General features: G+C 54.0%; 12 protein-coding genes. 4 read left to right on the forward strand and 8 right to left on the reverse strand.

Features of this window, described 5'->3' with window-relative positions; all coding sequences use genetic code 11:
* Positions 1-266: 266 nt before the first annotated feature.
* The 4 genes from ptsP to Q7J88_RS08075 form a co-directional block, all read right to left on the reverse strand.
* Complete coding sequence (gene ptsP, locus Q7J88_RS08060) at positions 267-2,588, reverse strand: phosphoenolpyruvate--protein phosphotransferase (RefSeq protein ID WP_303721657.1); 2,322 nt, start codon at positions 2,586-2,588, stop codon at positions 267-269.
* Between the two features lie 414 nt (positions 2,589-3,002).
* Positions 3,003-5,300, reverse strand: a complete 2,298-nt coding sequence (locus tag Q7J88_RS08065) for a sigma 54-interacting transcriptional regulator (protein WP_303721658.1) — start codon at positions 5,298-5,300, stop codon at positions 3,003-3,005.
* A 53-nt stretch (positions 5,301-5,353) separates the two neighbouring features.
* Positions 5,354-6,346: an ABC transporter ATP-binding protein gene (locus Q7J88_RS08070; protein WP_303721659.1), complete on the reverse strand. Its 993-nt coding sequence runs from the start codon at positions 6,344-6,346 to the stop codon at positions 5,354-5,356.
* A gap of 2 nt (positions 6,347-6,348) precedes the next feature.
* Complete coding sequence (locus tag Q7J88_RS08075; protein ID WP_303721660.1) at positions 6,349-7,305, reverse strand: ABC transporter ATP-binding protein; 957 nt, start codon at positions 7,303-7,305, stop codon at positions 6,349-6,351.
* Between the two features lie 138 nt (positions 7,306-7,443).
* Between Q7J88_RS08075 and Q7J88_RS08080 the strand changes: the two genes are divergently transcribed.
* On the forward strand, positions 7,444-9,720 hold the full coding sequence (locus Q7J88_RS08080; protein ID WP_303721661.1) for a Tex family protein: 2,277 nt from the start codon (positions 7,444-7,446) through the stop codon (positions 9,718-9,720).
* 119 nt (positions 9,721-9,839) lie between these two features.
* On the forward strand, positions 9,840-10,706 hold the full coding sequence (locus Q7J88_RS08085; protein WP_303721662.1) for a PHP domain-containing protein: 867 nt from the start codon (positions 9,840-9,842) through the stop codon (positions 10,704-10,706).
* A gap of 26 nt (positions 10,707-10,732) precedes the next feature.
* Here Q7J88_RS08085 and Q7J88_RS08090 read toward each other — a convergent pair whose 3' ends face one another.
* From Q7J88_RS08090 to Q7J88_RS08105, 4 genes are all read right to left on the reverse strand, one after another.
* A complete protein-coding gene (locus Q7J88_RS08090) occupies positions 10,733-11,515 on the reverse strand; it encodes an enoyl-CoA hydratase-related protein (RefSeq protein WP_303721663.1) in 783 nt (260 codons plus the stop codon).
* Position 11,516: 1 nt separating this feature from the next.
* Positions 11,517-13,997, reverse strand: coding sequence for an ATP-dependent helicase HrpB (hrpB, locus tag Q7J88_RS08095; RefSeq protein WP_303721664.1), 2,481 nt, complete (start codon positions 13,995-13,997; stop codon positions 11,517-11,519).
* A gap of 84 nt (positions 13,998-14,081) precedes the next feature.
* The gene (locus Q7J88_RS08100) at positions 14,082-15,242 is read right to left on the reverse strand and encodes an aminotransferase (RefSeq protein ID WP_303721668.1); all 1,161 of its coding nucleotides are present in this window, start codon (positions 15,240-15,242) and stop codon (positions 14,082-14,084) included.
* Positions 15,243-15,248: 6 nt separating this feature from the next.
* On the reverse strand, positions 15,249-16,382 hold the full coding sequence (locus Q7J88_RS08105; RefSeq protein WP_303721665.1) for a M20/M25/M40 family metallo-hydrolase: 1,134 nt from the start codon (positions 16,380-16,382) through the stop codon (positions 15,249-15,251).
* A 190-nt stretch (positions 16,383-16,572) separates the two neighbouring features.
* Here Q7J88_RS08105 and Q7J88_RS08110 point away from each other — a divergent pair, with 190 nt between their 5' ends.
* Together Q7J88_RS08110 and Q7J88_RS08115 are read left to right on the forward strand one after the other, a co-directional pair.
* Positions 16,573-17,928 carry a peptidoglycan DD-metalloendopeptidase family protein gene (locus Q7J88_RS08110; RefSeq protein WP_303721666.1) on the forward strand — a complete coding sequence of 452 codons (1,356 nt, stop codon included), beginning with the start codon at positions 16,573-16,575 and terminating at the stop codon, positions 17,926-17,928.
* Positions 17,925-19,084, forward strand: a 1,160-nt coding sequence (locus tag Q7J88_RS08115) for an aldehyde ferredoxin oxidoreductase N-terminal domain-containing protein (RefSeq protein ID WP_303721667.1), incomplete at its 3' end; no start/stop codon positions are given. The genes Q7J88_RS08110 and Q7J88_RS08115, both read left to right, overlap by 4 nt.

The raw sequence follows: 19,084 nt of genomic DNA on the forward strand, positions 1-19,084 counted from the left end.
CAGGGGAGGGAGCGTTGTAGACCCCGCCTGTCTCAGCGTGATTGAGGGAGGATGGACAGGAGCCGTGTACGAGGCCCGTACGCACGGTTCTGTGAGAGGGATGAGGTGGGTATTGATCAACCCACCTCACCCTACTCGATTGCAAGGAAGAGTGGGCCGATTCAAGTTTTCGCCACCCGGAGAGAAAAGCACAATTTGATCGGGGTCTGTGGTTTTCTGCGGTAGGATTCCGGTTTTTAGACCTCGAAATGAGTGGATGTGGGATGCTAAGAAATCGACAGCTTGTTGATACTGCTTTGCAAGAGGGCGCGAATTTCTTTTCCATCAGCCATGGTCAAGGCCTTTTGGGCGACCTGCTCCGCTTCGTTTGTGTCGAGCAGACCGATGAATTCTTTCAAGCGTGGGATGTATGGAGCGGAGATGGAGAATTGATTGATGCCGATACCGATCAACATCTTTAAACAAACTGGGTCGGTTGCCATCTCTCCGCACAGACAGATGTCTATGTTGTGCTCCCTGGCCACAGCTGCCAGATACTCCAGCGAAAGCAAAACTGCCGGATGGAGTGGGTCATAATATTTTTCCACCAAAACGTTGCCGCGGTCGGCGGCAAGCAGGTATTGAACCAAGTCGTTGGTGCCAAGGGCAAAGAAGTCGACCTCTTTCGCCAGATGGGGGGCAAGGCGTACCGCGGCGGGAACTTCGATCATTGCTCCGATCGGTACGTCGGGAGCAAAAGGAATGTCCAGTCGCTCCAAATTGATTTTTGCATCGTTGATGATTTCTTTGCAGGTGCGGATTTCCTCGATGTTGGAGATCATCGGGAAAAGCAGGCGGATCGGACCGTGGATAGCGGCCATCAGAATCGATTCAATCTGAGTTTGGAAAATTTCCCGGTTGTCTAGACTGACTCGGACGGACCGCCACCCCATAAATGGATTGTCTTCGTGGGGGGGGGTAAAATAAGGTAGTGCTTTGTCTCCGCCGATATCGAGGGTGCGAATAGTGACGGGAGCGCCGTCAAACTCTTCGATGACCCGCTTGTAAAGTTGGTATTGATCTTCGCGCCCTGGAAAATTGCTGCGCGCCATGTAGGGGAACTCCGTGCGGTACAGGCCGACCCCTTCAGCACCATTGCGTCGAGCGATCGTGATGTCGCTGACTAAGCCAATGTTGGCGCGCAGTAAAATCCGCTGCCCGTCGCGGGTCTTTGCCGGGACGTCACGCAACTTGTCCAGCCGCTCTTTTTCCTGGATTCGATCATGCTCAAGGCGAAAATATTCGTCGAGGATCGAGTCGCTCGGATTGAGATAGATCGTTCCGGCGTTGGCATCGAGGATCAACTCGCTGTCAGGGACAATTTGTGACACCGCTCCTTTCACACCTATCAGCGCCGGGATACCAAGTGCTTTCGCCATTATCACTGAGTGAGAATTGGCCTCGTTCGATTCGATAACCATGCCGCGAATTAACTCATGGTCGAGAATCGCCATGTCGGATGGCAACAGGCGCTTGGCAACCAGGATGCCTGCATGGGTCAGGTGTAGTCCTTCCGTTTCCTGGCCGACCAGGTTGGCAAGCAACCGACGGCCTATATCCTCCATGTCCGCAGCCCGTTCGCGCAAATAGGCATCATCCATTTTGGCGAAGGCTTCAAGGTAGCCGCCGATAACCTTTTTCAGGGCATAGGGAGCGCTGTGTTCTTCTTCGATGCAATCATGGATACGTTCGATAAAGCCACGATCTTCAAGTATCATCAGGTGGGTATGAAATATCGCAGCATCTTCCTGGGTTAAGCGGTCAGCAACCTTCTTTTCAAGGAAGAGGGTCTGGATGCGGGTTTTGCGTAGCGCTTCATCCAGTTTTTTCAGTTCAACATCCGTGTCGACATCTTTTTCATCAAAGATATCGGCAAAGCCGAGCTGTTGATCGATCAGGTTGGCCCGCCCGGTAACTACACCAGGGTAGGCAATTTTGCCACGCAGAACTGTTTGTAGCTGTCCTGAGGGGGATTTTTCATGTTCCTCTGGGCCGATCGGGGGTTTGGGTTCTCCCAAGAACTGCTTGTAGTCGATGGTGTCAAGCAGCCGAGCATTGACGACGATCGAGGCAACCTGAAAGGCAATGGTTGTTAATGTGGAGAGTTCTTCATCAGTAAAACTGCGCGGTTCTCTGGTTTGTACGACCAATACGCCTACTGTCAGGCTGCGATCGAACAGAGGAATGCCAACAAAGGTGTGAAACTGCTCTTCTTTGGTTTCGGCGAAGTAGCGGTAGTGCGGATGGTTCTGTGGTTCTTCAAGGGCCAAAATCCGCTGCTCTTTTGCAACTTGTCCGGTTAGACCTTCGCCAATTTTCAGGCTGACAGTGCCAACGGAGGCAGGGTCAAGACCTTGGGTGGCACGCAGGCGCAGCGTTATTGCGTCATCGTCAAGCAGGTAAAGCGAGCAAACGTCTGAAGACGCGCGTTCAGCGACCAAGGCAACGATGTTGCTGAGGGTTTCATCCAAATCATGAGACTGCAGGATAAGTGCACTGATATCTTCAAGGGTGCTTAATCCGAGACTTCGATCCGTTTTTTTGTGCACTTTTGGTATCATGTGATGGCCATAAAGAGACGCATAAAATTAAAACTTTTATATTCTAGCCGAAAAATCTGTTTATTGCGAATTTAAAAAAAACGCCGTCAAGGGGAGAGAGGTCCTTGACGGCGGAAGAGGGATGTTTCTGGTCCGTTCGGGCGGGAACGGGATGAATCCCTATGCATTTCGTTTGATTATATACAACAAGTATGCCAGCTTTTTGTTTTTAAAAATTAGAACTGTAAATGGCTTGTTTCGTGGCTTTGTAATAGGTGTGCTTTTTGTACATGTGCCATTGGTGACACATGTAACGGGTGCTTTCAGCAGGATTGGCCTAATCGCCAACCCAATTTGGCAAAATGGCCATGTGTCACGGATGGCATATGTGTTTGTGGAATGTGCACATATTGACACATCAATTTATTTTTTGTCACGGTAGGCTTTGCAGTCGATGTTCTGTCTTTGCAGCATTCGGTAGAACGTTCTGCGGGGGATGCCGGCCAGTCGGGCGGCAGCAGAAACATTTCCAGTTGATTCGCGAAGAAAATGAATCAGGAGATCAGCTTCAATTTTGCTTGTCTGCTGGTCGCGTTGCTGGCGCAGTCCTGTTCCCGTAGCAGTCATTTCTCCTTGCTGCTTGCTCAGCAGTTGTCCGAAAATCACCGGAAGTTGCTCCAGGTGAATGATTTGGTCAGGGGATAAGACAACTGCTCTTTCAATGATATTTTGCAATTCTCTGATATTTCCCGGCCAGTGATAGCACATCAGCGCTTGTCTGGCATTGTCATCGATTTTGTGAATCGTTTTATTCAGCCTGCGGGCCGTGTGACTGAGAAAGTGGTCAACAAGGTGCTGTAGCGAGCTGAGACGATTGCGCAACGGAGGCAGGGTAATGGTGAAGACGTTGATCCGGTAAAACAGATCTTCGCGGAACCAGCCATCTACAATTCCTTCTTCCAGCTGTTTGTTGGTGGCGGCGATAACTCGGACATCAACCTTTATGGTTTTGTTGCTGCCGACCGGTTTGATTTCGCCGCTGTCAAGAACGCGCAACAACTCTGCTTGCAGTTTCGGGGTAATATCTCCTATTTCATCTAGAAAAATAGTTCCCCCGTCGGCTGCTTCGAACAGGCCTTTTTTGTTGTTAACGGCTCCGGTGAAAGACCCCTTTTTGTGTCCGAACAGTTCACTTTCCAACAAGCTGTCGGTCAGTGTGGTGCAGTTGACGGTCACCAGCGGTTTGTCGGCGCGCAGGCTGGCTTCATGAATCGCACGGGCGGTCAGTTCCTTACCCGTGCCGCTTTCGCCACGGATCAGAACCGAAGTTGGCGTCGGCCCGACCTGCTTGATCATATGTAGCACCCCTTGGGTTCGAGGGTCGCTGCCGATAATTTTGGTGCCGGCATATTCCTGGTCAAGGGCGCGCCGGGCAAGTTCATATTTTTGCTCCAGGTTGGTGCGATCCGCCTCAAGTCGGTTCATAGAATAGGGGAGGCACATGCGGATATCGGCCAAGCCCTGGTAAACGGCAATCGCATGCTCACGGCAGGTTTCGTAGCCGCAACTGGCACAGTTCAGCTCTTCTTGCTCGTTGTATTTCTCGGTTTCATTAAGAATCCGCCTGATCGCATCTCCACTGGGACGTTCCAGGTTGTGCTGTCGGTTGCTGAAGCTGCGTTCGAAGCTCAATTGATCGGGAACCTTCAGGTAATGCGCGGATGGCTGATAGGGGATCGTCTGTTTGCGGTAGTTGATGATCAGGTTGCGCTTGGAAAAGGAGGTAAGCCGGTTGGTACGGCCAGGGCCGCCGATACAGCCGCCGTTGCAAAAGCGGACATCGACATACTGGGGAGAGATTCGGCCGGCGGCCAGGTCAAGGATGACCTCGAGGCTGGCCTCTTCTCCTACTGTTGCGACAAAGTTGGGGTCAAGCCCGTTGTTGATGATACCGAAGTTGTTGAATGGTCCACCAAAAATGGAAAAGGTCCGTCCACTACTGGTCGGTAGCCCGGCGAAGGGGGATCTGTTGAGGCGATGCGGGTCTATTTTCCGTTCGGTGAGCATCCGGTTCAGTTCGCTGTAGGTCAGCACTGTGTCGATGGCGCCCCGAACCGATTCCGAGGATATTTCGAATTTTCCGCCGATGCAGGAACTGATATAGACCACTTTAACCTCTTCTTGGCGGTGTGCGCGGATAAAACGGCCGGTGGCAACCATCGGGGAGACGATCGGGACCAGATTCCTTAACAGGCGCGGATGGTGCCGCTCAATCAGATCGACAACGGTTGGGCAATGACTGGAGATCAACGGGTAATCGAGCTTTTTGTTGATCAGTTCGCGGTATTCTGTGGCGATCAGTTCGACCCCGGCGGTCCCTTCCAGAACCTCATCAAAGCCGAGCTTTTTTAATGCGGTGACCATCTGTGCCGGTTCGACATCATGAAAAAATGCTGGAAATGAGCAGCCGAGTACGGCAACGACCGGAACTTTGCCGTTAAGTAAATTCTCTGTTTTCTTGATCGCATCGGCAATGACTTTGGCCTTTTGTGAGCAGACGCGGATACATTTCCCGCAGCCGATACAGCGGTGATGGATTACCTCTGCCGCTTCTTGAAAAACGCCGATCGCCTTGGTTGGACACTTGCGTATGCAGGCATAGCATTTGCGGCAACGTTCTCGGATGGTCGTGATCGGACCAGTGTTTTTTGCTGTCGACATGGCACAACCCTTCGGTTAAAGACGGTGGATTGTGCCATCCGTGGCACAGGTTGTCAAGCTTGGATTCTGTAACGAAGAAATCGACCAACCTGCTCGTAATGATGGCAAGCGACAAGATGGCCGTTGCCGGTGTCTTGCAGGAGTGGTGCTTCTTGATGGCAGAGCTGATCGGCATACGGGCAGCGTGGATGAAAATAGCATCCGCTTGGAGGCGAGACCGGAGATGGGATTTCTCCAGAAAGCGGGGTTGGCCTTGCTTGCTCCGGATCGGGTATTGGGACTGCATTCAGCAGCGCTTCTGAATATGGATGGCGTGGTGCCCGGTACAATTCTGTGGCGCTGGTCAGCTCGACTATTTTCCCCAGGTACATGACTGCAATCCGGTTGCTGACATGTTCGATGACCGCAAGGTCATGGGCGATGAACAGATAGCTGAGATTGTTTTCCTGTTGGATCTTGCGCAGCAGGTTGAGAATCTGCGCCTGCACTGAAAGATCGAGGGCTGAAACTGGCTCGTCGGCAACAATCACCTGTGGTTGAACAGCCAGTGCCCGGGCGATGCCGACCCGCTGACGCTGACCGCCGGAAAATTCATGCGGGTAGCGTTGCTGGTGGTCAGCAGTCAAACCGACTTTCTCGAGCAGTTGCACGACATGTTCACGGATCTGCCTTCCTGGTGCCAGCTTATGGATGATAAAGGGTTCACTCAGAATCTCGCCAACCGTCATTCTCGGATTGAGCGAGGAGAAGGGATCCTGAAAAATCATCTGTAATTGGCGACGATAGGGGCGCATCTGGCGGGGGGAGAGGCCGGTTAAATCGGTGCCGTCAAACAGAACTTGACCCTGCTCTGCCTGCAGCAGTTGCAAAATCAGTTTGCCGGTGGTCGATTTGCCGCAGCCGGATTCGCCGACCAATCCAAGGGTTTCCCCAGCTTCCAACGAAAAGGAGACATCGTCAACCGCGACCAGTCGTTGCCGTTTGCCGCCGAGCGAATCGGTGGTGCGAAAGCTTTTACGTAAATTGCGCACCTCAAGCAGCGCCATGATCAATATCTCCAGCAACGAACCCAATGATCCGGTTCGATCTCAAGTAGTTGCGGCGCATGATGTCCGCAGGGGGCAGAGGGGGCATCGCAGCGGTCGATGAACAGACAACCTTCGTGATGCTCCCGCAGGTTCGGTAGCTGCCCGGCAATGGTTTTCAGCGCTTCTTTGTTTCCCAGCTTCGGAATACAAGCGAGCAGACCTTGGGTATAAGGATGTAGCGGGTTGTCGAACAGCGTGGCGACCGGACCGCTCTCAACGATTTTCCCGGCATACATGATCGCCAGTTTGTCGGCATTGCTGGCGACTACACCGAGGTCGTGGCTGATCAGCAGAGTGGCCATCTGTCGCTCTTCTTTAAGTTGACAAAGCAGATCCATAATCTGGGCCTGGATGGTGACGTCAAGGGCCGTCGTTGGTTCGTCGGCAATCAATAACTGCGGGTCGCACGCCAGGGCCATGGCGATCATCACCCGCTGGCGTTGCCCGCCGGAGAGTTGATGTGGGTAGTCACGCAGCCGGTGTCGCGAGTCGGAGATGCCGACCTGCTCGAGCAGTTGGGCTGCTTTATAGAGGGCATCTCGATCGCTCAGACCTTCGTGCAGGCGAAGCACCTCGGCAATCTGTTCGCCGATGCGCAGCACCGGGTTGAGGGAGGTCATAGGTTCCTGGAAAATCATCGAGATTTCGTTGCCGCGGATGCGGCGTATCTCGATTTCCGGCAGGTGCAGCATGTCGTGTCCCGAAAGCTCTATTTCTCCACCGACGACTCGACCCGGTTCTGGTAACAATCTCAACAGCGAGAGGGCGGTCATCGATTTGCCACAGCCTGACTCGCCGACCAGTGCCAGAGTTTCCCCCTTATCGATGGAAAAGCTGACATCATCGACCGCTTTGACCAGTCCAGAACGGGTGAAGAAATAACTTTGCAGATTTCGAACATCAAGAAGTGGTGACATCGGTATCCTGTATCGGCAGCAGTTTCTCCATTGTGTACACGCTGCAGCGGCAATGGTCAAGTATCGATCCCTTTGCAAACACTCTGCTGCGTGTTAACATCGCGCACCTTTATTTGCCAAGACGAGGAATTAACCTGTATGACAGAAGTTGCAACACCAGAAATCGCACTATTGTTGGCCAAGGAAACCGGCTTAAAAATAAATCAGGTTGCTCAAACGGTTGACCTGTTGGAAGGAGGGGCGACGGTTCCTTTTATTGCCCGCTACCGGAAAGAGGTGACCGGCGAATTGGACGAAGTGCAGATCCGGCAGCTGCAAGAACGCCTGATTTATCATAAGGAACTGAACGAACGGCGCATAACGATTCTCAAGACGATTGAAGAGCAGGGGAAGCTGACAGCCGAATTGCGCTCCAGAATTCTCGCCTGTAAGCAGAAAACAGAACTGGAAGACCTGTATCTGCCTTACAAGCCGAAGCGGCGAACCAAAGCGACCATCTCCCGTGAGCAAGGACTTGAGCCGCTGGCTGAACAGCTGTTGACGGCAACCGAAGAAGTCGATTCGGAGCAATTGGCAACAGCATTTATTGATGCTGAAAAGGAAATTTGTGATAGCGCGGCGGCTTTGGAGGGGGCTGGTTATATCCTGGCCGAGCAGTTTTCCGATAATGCCGATGCCAGGGCGCTGGTCCGTGAGTTGACCTGGCAGAAGGGCGAGTTTCGTTCGCAGCCGGTGCGCGGTAAAGAGGGTACCGTCAGCAAATACGAAATGTACTACGATTATAACGAGCCGATCAGGCAAGTGCCATCACACCGGATGCTGGCGATGCGACGTGGTGAGAAAGAAGAGGTGTTGCGGCTGTCGATCTTTGCGCCGGAGGAAGAGATCTTGCAGCGACTCGACAAATTGCTGATACCGACCGATAGCGGCTGCCGCAAGTGGCTGCAAGCGGTGATCGTGGATGCTTACCATCGGTTGCTTGCGCCATCGATTGAAGTAGAGTTGCGCTTGCAGGCGAAAAAAGAGGCTGATAATGAAGCGATCCGGGTCTTCGCCGAGAACCTGCGCAACCTTTTGCTGGCAGCCCCGGCCGGTAGCCGCCGGGTGTTGGGAGTCGATCCTGGCTTGCGGACCGGTTCCAAGCTGGCGGTTGTCGATGAAACCGGTAAGTTTTTGGAGCATGTCACTATCTACCCACATGCCGGCAGCGGCCGGGTTGAGACGGCCAAACAGGAAATTTTGCGCCTGCTGCAAAACCACCAGGCCGAAATGGTCGCCATCGGCAACGGCACCGCCGGGCGGGAAATGGACCAGTTTGTCCGTCAAACCATCAAAGAGGTTGGGCTGAAACTGCCGGTGGTGATGGTCAGCGAGTCTGGGGCCAGTGTCTATTCGGCGTCCGATATCGCCCGCGAAGAATTTCCCGACCTTGATCTGACTGTTCGTGGGGCCATCTCTATTGCCCGGCGCTTGCAGGATCCGCTTGCCGAGCTGGTCAAAGTCGACCCGAAGAGTATTGGCGTCGGGCAATACCAGCATGATGTCAGTCAGACCGCGCTGAAAAAGGCGCTCGATGAAGTTGTCGAATCCTGTGTTAACTATGTTGGTGTTGATCTAAATACTGCCAGTTGGGCGCTTCTTAGCTTTGTTTCCGGAATTGGTGAGTCTTTGGCCAAGTCGATCATTCGCCAGCGTGATGTGCAAGGTTCGTTTGTCAGCCGGAAACAGCTTCTCGATGTGCCGCGCTTCGGGCAGAAAGCGTTTGAGCAGTCCGCCGGTTTTCTGCGTATCCGCAACGGAGAACAGCCGCTTGATAATACCGCCGTCCATCCGGAGCGGTATGCGCTGGTCGAGCAGATGGCCGCCGATGTCGGTGTGTCGTTGCCACAGTTGATCGCCGAAGCAGGTCTGCTCGGCAAGCTCGATTTGAACCGGTATGTTAGTGTCGAGGTCGGTTTGCCGACCCTACAGGATATTTTGGCCGAATTGAAAAAGCCGGGCCGTGACCCGCGCGAAACCTTTACCACCTCGTCCTTCCGGGAAGATGTCACTGAAGTGAGCGACCTGCAGATGGGGATGCGGCTGAACGGTATAGTGACAAATGTTGCAGCCTTCGGGGCCTTTGTCGATATTGGTGTACATCAGGATGGGTTGGTCCACATCAGCCAACTGGCCGATCGTTTTGTAAAGGATCCGAACCAAGTGGTCAAGGTAGGTCAGCAGGTGCAGGTCCGGGTACTGGAAGTTGATCTGCAGCGCAAGCGGATTTCACTGAGTATGAAAGCGGAGTCGGGTGACGCCCCCGAGATCCCCCAGCGTCAGAAGCCGCAAGCAGTGAAAAAACTTGACAGCAAACCGAAGATGAACGATCTTGCGGCGGCTTTTGCCAAGTCGGGATTCAAGGTCAAAAAATAGTCGTGCGGCGTGCTCCTTTCTCTTCGAGAAAGGGAGGCTGCTGGATCAGGGGGGGGATGGGCATGATTTCTCCCCAGCGACTGACAAATATGGTATATGTGGCCGCCGAGGGAACTTTTATGGAAACGAAACGCGTTGATTTACATATCCACTCAACATGCTCCGATGGGTACTTTTCTCCAGAAGAACTGGTCGAAAAGGCGCTTGAAGCCGGTTTGTCAGCAATTTCTATTGCTGACCACGACAATGTTGATGGGATCGCGGTGGCACAGAAGCTGGGAGCTGAAAAGGGTCTTGAAGTGTTGGCCGGCGTTGAGTTGTCGACTCAGTGGTACGAATATTACGATATGCACCTGCTCGGTTACGGGTTCGATCCCCAGGATCCATACCTGAACCGCGAATTGAGCGAGTTTCAGGAGTTTCGGGCCGGGCGCAACCGGCAGATCATCGATCGGGTCAACGAAAAGCTGGCCGGGGAAGGGCGGGCGCCGCTCGATCCGCAGGCGGTTCGCCGGCTGGCCGGGGGGACAATCGGCAGACCGCATATTGCACAGGCGCTGCGAGCGGCCGGTTATGTCGCCGATAACGAAGAGGCCTTCAACCGCTATTTGGTGCCTTGCAATGTGCCGAAGCGCTATTTTCCGGTCGATGAAGCGATCCGGCTGATTCAGCAAAGTGGCGGGGTCGCCGTGTTGGCGCACCCGCCATATATTACCCGCGAACGGCGCTTGCTGGAAAAGCTGGTCGTCGAGCTGGTTGGCCTCGGTCTTGACGGCATCGAGGTGTACAATAATGGTTCCAACATGGAAGATACCGACTGGTTGATCAAACTGGCCCGAGAACACGAACTGATCATAACCGGTGGCTCCGATTTTCACGGCGATCCCGGCTCGAACATCGAAATCGGCAGTGGATTTCGGGAAATGAAGGTTCCCTATCGTTGCGTCGATGAAATTAAGTCTGCACTGCGTAAACGGCAGCTTTAGTAATTAACTTCCTTCCGAATATCAATTTAGCGATTTTTCCACACTGGCGGGCGTTTTTCCAAAAATGCGTCCATCCCTTCTTTCTGATCCTCGGTTGAGAAACAGAGTCCGAACAGCTCTGCTTCGTAGGCGAAGGCCTTTTGGCTCTCCATCTCGATTCCTTTGTCGACCGCTTCCTTGACCAGCCGGACGGCGACCTGCGGTTTCGCGGCGATCTTTTCTGCCATTTGCTTCGCGGTTTTCAGGAGATCGGCTTGTGGGACTGCATGATTTGCCAACCCCAACTGGACAGCTTCTGCGGCGTTGATCATTTCTCCGGTGAACATCAGTTCCTTGGCCTTGCCCTTGCCGATCAGTCGCGGCAACCTCTGGGTACCGGCCCAGCCGGGGATGATGCCGAGGTTAATTTCCGGCTGGCCGAATTTGGCGTTGTCCGAGGCGATCCGGATGTCACAGGCCATCGCTAGCTCGCAACCGCCGCCGAGGGCATATCCGTTAATCGCACCGATCACGACCTTGGCGCCATATTCGATATTGTTGAACACTTGCTGCGCTTGGCGGGCGACTTGGCGCGCTTCGAGCGGGTTGAGGGGCTGCATCACGGAGATATCGCCGCCGGCGACAAATGCCTTCTCACCCGCACCGGTTATGATAATCACCTTGACCTCGGGGTTTTCCTGAAGCGCGGCGATCGCTTGGCTCAGCTCATCTAGGGTCTGTGGGTTAAGGGAATTCAAAGCTTTTGGGCGGTTGATCGTTAATAGGGCAACCTGGTTTTCGATTTCAAGCAGCAAGTTCGCGTAGGTCATTTTATTCCTCCTGTTGTGCCAGTTTGCGCTTTGTTTTAGCAGTCGGCTGCGCATTCGTTGGGTCATCTGGCCAAGGATGTTTCGGGTAGCGGCCTTTCATCTCTTTTTGCACTTCCGGATAACTTTGCTCCCAAAAGTGTCTCAAATCCTGCGTAATTTGCAAGGGGCGGCCGGCGGGTGAAAGAAGATGAATCACTACCGGGACCTGACCGCCAGCGACCTTCGGTGAATCGTTCTGACCGAACATCTCCTGCAGCTTGACCGCCAGTACCGGCGGATTGTCGAGGGGATATTGCAAACTGATCTTCGAGCCGCTCGGGACAGCCAATTTTTCCGGGGCGAGTTTCTCCAGTTGTTGCAACTGGTGCCAGTCGAGCTGACTGCGGATTGCCGTAAGCAGGTCGATTTTTTTCAGGTCGTTGCGGTTGCGGCTGTCGCCGAGAAAAGGGAGTAGCCAGTCTTCAAGGCTATTGAGCAAGGACTGCTCTGAGACATCGGGCCAATCTTGCGGAAACTGGCTGTGCAGAAAGCGCAGGCGCTGGCAAAAGGCTTGCGTCTGTTTGTTGATATCAAGTAGCTGCAGTCCTTCGCTACGCACAGCAGAGAGAACCGCTTGCTGGATGTCTGCCTGGGGGGCTTTCCCCTGACGCTGGTTGATAACCAGTTCGCCAATCCGTTGCTGCTCGCAGGTGATCACCCGGCCCTCTTTGGCATCCCAAAAGCAGTGCTGTTGCCACGGTAATTGCGGAAAAAGTTTGCACAGTGTTTCCGCTGTGACAGCATTAGCCAAACTGATTTCCGCTTCGCCCGAATTTTTCGAACGCATATCAACAGCGATAAGAAAGTCAGGGAATTGCAGGGCGGATTTGTTTCCCAGCAGCGCTCCTTGGCCGGAACTGAGCAGATAATTTTTTGATCCGGGTTGGCGAGGTTTGCCGATGCGGTCCGGGTAGGCTGTTGCGAGCAGGGTGGCCAGCTGCTCTGTTGTTGCGCTTTCTGCCGGTCCGTTGAATTTGAAATAACGACGCCAGTAACGGCAGGCACGGGCGATGGCGGAAAATTCTTTGGAATGCGGATGCCGCCAGTAGGCTTCCAGCCGATCGAGCAGGTCGCTGTCGCTCTGTTTGTTGGCTGTTTTAGTGAACCATGGGTCGGGCTCGCTCAGCAGGGCGACCAGATCGCAGCCGAGTCCCAATAGATGTTGTTCCTTTGCAGCGATCAACAGCCTGCCCAGACGTGGGTGGACCGGCAACTTTGCCACTCGGGTGCCGATGTCGTTCAACTGCTGGTGTTGGTCGATGAGGCCGAGCAGTTCAAGCAGTTTGAGCCCTTGCTGCCACGCGGTAGGGCTGGGGGGATCGAGCCAGAACAGCTGGCCCGGTTCCTTGACGCCCCATGCCAGAAGGTCGAGAGCCAGTGGCGCCAGATCTGCGGCTCTGATCTCTGGCGGGGTGAAGGGGAGCAACGCCTGCTGCAACCCTTCGCTCCAGAGCCGATAACTGTGGCCGGGGCCGAGTCGTCCGGCGCGTCCGCTACGCTGTGCACTGCTGGCTTGCGAGATCCTTCCCAGCTTCAGTCGGGTAATGCCGGTGCCTGTGTCGAAAAGGGGCTGGCGACTGTAACCGCTGTCGATCACGACGCTTATCCCTTCGATGGTTAAACTGGTTTCCGCAATGTTTGTCGTCAGAACGATTTTTCTTGTTGGGGCCGGAAGAATCGCTTTTTGCTGTTCCGCAAAAGGCAGTTTTCCGTAAAGCGGACAGACCATGACATCTGTCAGATTAGCAAGCTGCTGATGACAACGGGAAATTTCCGCTTCTCCTGGCAGGAAGACTAAGAGATCGCCAGTCCTCTCGTGAAGCGCGCGGTGTATTGCTGCCCGGCACGACTCGATCAGTGACCATTGCTGCTTGCCGGGGAGGTATTCGATTTTGACCGGATGGCTGCGTCCTTCACTGGTCAAGATTGGTGCCTGCAGTTTCTCGGCAAGGGGAGCGGCATCGAGGGTAGCCGACATGATCAGGATGCGCAGATCGTCGCGCAGACCGGTTTGTGCATCGTGGCAGAGGGCCAGCGCCAAGTCGGATTGAAGATTGCGTTCGTGAAATTCATCGAAAATAACCAGCCCCACGCCGTCAAGCTCGGGATCATTTTGCAGACGTCGGGTCAGAATCCCTTCGGTCAGCACTTCGAGCCGGGTGGTCGCCGAATGTTTGCGCTCATAGCGGATGCTGTAACCGATCTTTTGTCCGACAGCTTCACCACAGAGTTGGGCCATGTAGCGTGCTGCGTTGCTGGCCGCCAGACGACGCGGCTCAAGCATCAGGATCGATTTTCCGGCCAGCCACTCTGATTCGAGCAGAAACAGGGGAACCCGGGTTGTTTTACCCGCACCGGGCGGTGCCTGCAAAACGACTGTAGAATTTGTTGTGAACAGCTGTGCAAGCTGCGGCAGGAGAGTGTAGATCGGGGCATCTGACATGGTTGAATTTCTTTACGTCTATTAGGTTCGCTCTGTCGGCGAAGGTTTATGTATCATCCTGTTGTCTGTGGCAGAGGTCTCGCTTTAATGGTTAATTACGAATCTGTTCACGGCAGTGTCAATCTGTGCTGCAGTGATATTGCCGAACGCAAGGCGCAGATACGCATCCATTCCCGGCCCGAACGCTTCTCCCGGCAAACAAATCAGATTGGCTTGCTCTGCAAGCTTTCTAGCAACCTGGCGGGCGGTCAGTTCCGGCCATGGATGCTTGATCCAGGCAAAAAAAGAACCGCTGGCAACGATTTCGAAGGGGATATCGGCAGATGAGAATTTATCCCGAAACAGGTCATGTCGTTTACGCATCAAAGCAGCGTTGTTATCGACCCAGGCATCCAGGTGCTGGCAGCCGAACCGCAATGCTGATTGCGCTGTGCGTGGTTGGCAAACCGCCATGGTGTCTTGTACCTTCAACGCTTGTGTGATGAGATCCTCACTGGCGATCAGGGCACCGCAACGTAAACCGGTTAACGAAAAGGTTTTTCCGAAAGAGGCGATCTGGACGAAGTGTTGCGGCCAGTCGGTTCTGGTGAAAAGCGCGTGCGGGGGGGCATCGACGAAGGCGTTGTAGGTTTCATCCAGGACCAGGCAGAGGTTTCTTTCCCGGGCCAGGAGAAACAGCTCCTCGATCTGATCTGACGGGATAACCGCTCCGGTCGGGTTGCTCGGTGTCACCAGTAGGATTGCCCTGGTTTTTTCGGTGATCAGCCCGGCGATGACATCGGTTGCTGGCAGCCCTCCGCGCTCTGGTTCGAAAGGGGCAAAGACCGGCTTTATTCCGAGGGCCTGCAATCCCATCGGATGGTCGAAATAGGCCGGTAGCTGGACGATGACTTCATCATTCGGTTCACAGAGGCAGGTCATGGCAAGCCAGAAGGCTTGGCTGGCGCCGATGGTAAGGCAGAGTTGTGCATTGCTTGGCGCGCCAAGATAGCGACGCCGATACCAGTCGCAAACCGCTTCCCTGACCTCCGGCAACCCTTCGTCTGGGCTGTATTTAAAGGTTTGCTCATCTTCCAAGCTGTTTTTCAGATGCTCGATCAGTTCCCTTGGAGGTGGATAGCTGGGGATCGCCTGGCAGAGGTCGACCAGCGGTTTTTCGTCGGGAAAACTGCGGTTGGCGATCCAGCTTTTTACTTCGGTGATCGGCGGTGGTTGAATCGCTCGGATGTGGTTGGCAAGCTGCATCTTCAATCAGGCCCGCCGAATGACTTCAACCAACAGTTCGGCTACTTTGCACATGTCATCGACGCTGACCTGCTCATTGATGGTGTGGACTTTGGCCATGCCGGTCGCCATGATGACCATATCGATCCCCTGACCGTTGTAGATGTTGGCATCCGAACCGCCACCGGCAGCTTTGATCTGTTGTGGACGGTTCAGTGCGTCCCCGGCTTCGCGAATGATTTTCAGGATCGGCGCCTCCTCCGCCACTTGCATCAGTGGAAAGTCCTCCACCAATTCCAGTGCGATTGAGGCACGCTTGCTGCTCCCGTCAATGTAGATGGTTGCTTTGTCGACCTCTTCCTCCAGCGCTTTGACAATCTGTTCCGTTTGTTTGCGAAGTTTGTCGGCATCGTGGCTGCGGACTTCCCCTCGCAGAGTGACCAATCGGGGAACGATGTTTGATGCCAACCCGCCTTCGATGGTACCGATATTGGCGGTGGTTTCATGGTCGATACGACCGAGTTCCATTTTGGCGATCGCTTTGCTGGCGATCTCGATAGAGGAAACTCCCTGCTCCGGGCAGACCCCGGCATGAGCCTCGTGGCCGAAAATATCTGCCTTGAAACGGTTCGCGGCCGGAGCCCGATTGATCACGATATCGACCCCGGTAGTATCGAGAGCGATTCCCTGTTTGGCTGTAAGTCTGGAAAAATCGAGATTCTTGGCTCCGAGCAAGCCTTGCTCTTCGCAGACCGTGACAACTATTTCCAGTGAAGTGTGGGGGATCTGTTGTTCGCGCAATACTTCAATCGCTTCAATCGCTTCGACGATTCCAGATTTGTCGTCAGCGCCGAGGATTGTATCGCCGGCGCTGGTAAAGATGCCGTTATTCAGGACCGGCTTGACGTTTTTTGCCGGAGTCACGGTATCCATGTGGACGGAAATTAATAGCGGCCCACCTGTCTTGGTGCCAGGAATGCGGGCAATCAAGTTGCCGGTTTCACTGCCGATTTTGGTTCCAACGCTGTCTAACTCAACCGTTGCTCCAAGCCCTTCCAGCCGATCGGCTAAATACTCGGCAATCCTCCCTTCATGATAGGAGGGACTGTCGATGCCTGCCAAGGTGGCGAATTCGTCGATAATCCGTTGTCTGTTGATCATGTGGTGTCCTTTTTGGTCTTTAGCGAAGATTGCCCGCTATGTTAACCGGAAGTGTGGAAGCTGGCAATAATTTCAGCCCTCTGTTTTCTGGACAGATCGTGTCGGGAAATGCTATTGTCTGCTAATTCGAGCTTTTTATCTAACAGTATTTATTAAGGGTTTTTGTTGCAAAAACCCGCGCGGTTTGTTCATGAGTCTGAATCACGATTTTCAACCACCTCGCAAAACCTTCACTTTCGCCCGTCGTCGCCGTGTCAGTAGCCGTTCTCTCCCGGTTGTTCTTGGACTTTTGTCGGTTCTGGTCGCAGTAGCCCTTTTTTTCAATAGTGGTTCTGCCCCTGAGCTCGAAGCGAGTACTCCCCCAGTTGCTACACCGACGGAAATAACCGCCGGCCAGACTCCAAAACCTGTGCTGCGTGAGGTTGAAAAGCAGGTTCAGTCGGGTGAGACGATCTCTGTGTTGCTTGGTGATTATTTTTCTCCGCAGGAAATTTACGAGCTGAATAAGCGCAGCAAAGAGGTATTTCCATTCACCAAAATCTGTGCCGGGCAACCTTATAAAATCTGCACCTCCGATGGGGCTTTCGACAGCTTTACCTATGAGATCGACGATCTGGAACAACTGGTGATTCAGCGTGAAGATGACGAGACCAGGATGGAAAAGGTACCGATCATCTATGATGTCGAACGTGAGTTGATACAGGGTGTCATCAAAACCAGCCTGTTCGATGCGGTCACTGAGATCGGTGAAGATTCAAAGCTGGCCATTGCTCTGGCGGATATTTTCGCCTGGGATATCGATTTTATCCTTGATCTGCGTGTTGGTGACACTTTTCAGGCTTTGGTGGAAAAACGCTTTCGGGAAGGGCAGCCGGCAGGTTACGGCCGCGTTCTGGCTGCCGAGTTTGTTAACCAGAAAAAGGTTTACCGAGCGTTTCATTTCGAGGACGAAGAGGGCCGCACCCAGTACTATGACGAAGATGGCAAAAATGTGCGCAAAGCGTTTTTGAAGGCACCGCTCTCCTTTACCCGGATATCTTCCGGATTTACCATGAAGCGCTTCCACCCGATCACTAATACCTGGAAGGCCCACCCGGCCATCGACTATGCCGCCCCGAAGGGAACGCCGATCAAAACGGTCGGTGATGGGACAATTAAGCGGATCGGCTACACGAAGGGGAACGGTAATTTTATCGAAGTACGGCACAGCAATGGTTATTCAACCCTTTATTTGCATATGACTGGTTTTGCCAGAGGCATGAAACGGGGCAAGAAGGTTAGCCAAGGACAGGTGATTGGCTATGTCGGCAGTACCGGTTTGGCAACCGGGCCGCACCTCTGTTTTCGCATGAAGTTAAATGGCGCCCCTGTCAACCCTGCGCGGATCAAGGTACCATCTTCCAAAGCGGTTGCCAGAGCGCAGATGGATCAATTTCGGGAGACAGCCGCTCCTTTTATCGCCCTGTTCGATGAAAAACGCCAAACCGAACAGATTGCTAAAAAGGACTTGCCGCCCGGCACTCCAGTTCTGGAGTCTGTGCAATGAACGGCTGGCATGGCCGGCTATTAAAGGTTGATCTGTCGCTAGGTCGAGCTTGGGAAGAAGCTCTGCCCGAGGGAATACTGCAGAATTATCTCGGTGGTCGTGGGCTTGGTGTCCGGCTGATGCGCGATTATTTCCACCTCGATCCATTCATTGCTGAAATCCCCATTATTTTTTCTGTTGGTCCCTTGTGCGGGACTCCGGCACCGACTGCCGCGCGCTTGGGGGTTGTCTCTCGGTCTCCCTTGACCGGCACCATCTACGATTGCTCCGCTGGTGGGCGGTTTGCTTGGCGTTTGAAGGCTGCTGGGTACGATGCGCTGAAGATCGTCGGCCAGAGCAATCAGCCGGTGGTTTTACAGATCGGTCCGCAAGGTGCGGAATTACTTCCCGCGAAGAAACTCTGGGGGCTGACAGTCGGCGAAACGGTGAGTGCCTTGTCCGCGTATGGCAGCGTCGCTGCCATCGGTCCGGCCGGAGAAAACCGGGTGCTCTACGCAAATATCATGATGGGCGAGGGGAACTCGGTTGGGCGAGGGGGGCTCGGTGCGGTGATGGGGGCCAAGCGTCTGAAGGCGATTGTCGTTGATGGCGACACCAAGACCGAGTTGGCCGATAAGGAGCGCTTTGACCATGCCCGCAAGGATGTGATCCGATTGTTCAAGGCCTCGCCGGTGATCTATGGCGATCTGGGGATCGCGCAATACGGAACACCTGCGCTGGTTGACCTGATGGCTCAGCGACGGATGGCGCCGACCGAGAACTTCCGCAAGACCTATTTTGAAGCTGCCGGGCAATATTCGGGGCCCGCGATTCGCAAAGAGTATCAGCCGAAAAACCATGGCTGCTATGGCTGTCCCATTCAATGCAAAAAGAGCACGCAGGACGGCATCCCGCTGCCCGAATATGAAACGGTCAATCATTTCGGAGCGCTCAATAATATCAAAGACCTGCGTACCATCGTCAATTCCAACAACCTCTGCAACCAGCTCGGGATGGATACCATCTCGGCGGCGGCAACTCTGTCGGCATGGGGAGAAGCGCGCGGTGAATTTCCGAGGGCGGAAGATATCGGTGAGTTGCTGCGAAAGATTGCCCATCGTCAGGGAGATGGAGACTTGTTGGCGGAAGGGGCTCAGCGAGTCGCGCTACGGCAGGG

The sequence above is a fragment of the Malonomonas rubra genome, assembly GCF_003247215.1.
GTDB classification, from domain to species: Bacteria; Desulfobacterota; Desulfuromonadia; order Desulfuromonadales; family Geopsychrobacteraceae; genus Malonomonas; species Malonomonas rubra_A.